Here is a 1063-nt window from a genome sequence, read left to right as displayed (position 1 = left end):
CGAGCCGTTCGAGGTCGGTGGCGGTGAGCTCTCCGGTCCAGGGGTGGGCCGGGTCCGTCTGTGACATGGGGGGTTCCTCGCGGACGTGGGGTGTGGGCCGGGCTCCGGTCAGGCGTTGCCGCCGGCCTGCGAGATGTTCCTGAGGACGGCGTCGAACTTCTTCTGGAACTCGTCCAGGGACTGCTTGATCTTGTTCAGTTCGGCCTGGGCGCCGTGCCAGGCGGACCGGAATTCGGCGGCGTGCTTGCCGTCCCAGTGGCTCTGGTCGCTGAGGATGTTCCCGGCGGACGAGAGCTGGCTGATGGACTGCTGGAATCCACCGTCGATGATGCTGAGGAACTTGCGGCTCGCGGCGTGCGCGGCGTCGTCGACCTTTACGGTGCCTGCCATGTTCTTCTCCGTTCTCACAATGGGGTGATGTGGCTCGTCCGGCACGGGGCCGAACGGTTGTTGGTGGTCCTGGTCCTAGTCGTCGTTCTCGCGCCGGCGCAGTGCCTCCACCACCGGGTCCTTCTCCTGGTCGCCGATCACGTGCAGCAGGAGACGGATGGACAGGGGACTGCCATGACCGGTCCCCTCCCGGCCCACCTGATAGGCGTCGGGGTTCCGCATGATGTATTCGAGAAGCGCGGCGTGGGAAGCGGGATCCCCGGTGAAGGAGACCGGAGCGTGCGAATTCACCGGGTAGACATGGCCGGTGGCGACGAGCCGGCTGATGGTGAACACGTACCCGGGATAGGTGATCTCGCCGTTGAGCTGCCGAACGTCCGGGGGCGTACCGGAGGGCAGCGACTTCTTGATCTCTTGGATGCCCAGAAGTTTCACCGCACCTATCGTCGCGTTGAACGCGGTCTTCGCGACCACACCCTCCGGTGCCACAAAGGTCGTCAGAGCGAATACTGCGTTCAGTCCTCCTTGCAGCACGAGCTTCAGCACTTCATGGTCCTTGGCGGCGGTGTTCGCGGCATGGGCCGTCGCCGGGCTCGGCGCCGACGTCGTGCTGGCCGTCTCCACACCCCAGCTCCCGCTGACCGGCCCGCTGCCCGACGGCGTACGGGTCGTG

At 66.1% G+C, this 1063-nt stretch carries 2 protein-coding genes; both read right to left on the bottom strand.

From position 1 onward, the window contains the following. Positions 1-108: 108 nt before the first annotated feature. Positions 109-390, bottom strand: a complete 282-nt coding sequence (locus AB0K09_RS33730; RefSeq protein ID WP_366069191.1) for a hypothetical protein — start codon at positions 388-390, stop codon at positions 109-111. 75 nt (positions 391-465) lie between these two features. Continuing rightward, complete coding sequence (locus AB0K09_RS33725) at positions 466-936, bottom strand: hypothetical protein (protein WP_366069190.1); 471 nt, start codon at positions 934-936, stop codon at positions 466-468. Positions 937-1063: the final 127 nt, after the last annotated feature.

The organism is Streptomyces sp. NPDC049577 (genome assembly GCF_040675635.1).
Taxonomy (GTDB): domain Bacteria; phylum Actinomycetota; class Actinomycetes; order Streptomycetales; family Streptomycetaceae; genus Streptomyces.
The sequence above is the reverse complement of the archived record's forward strand: the minus strand, read 5'-3'. Positions and strand labels throughout refer to the sequence as shown.

What these genes read in the sequence shown, in the direction of transcription:
- AB0K09_RS33730 (WP_366069191.1), bottom strand. Translation starts at nt 390, where the DNA reads ATGGCAGGCACCGTAAAGGTCGACGACGCCGCGCACGCCGCGAGCCGC.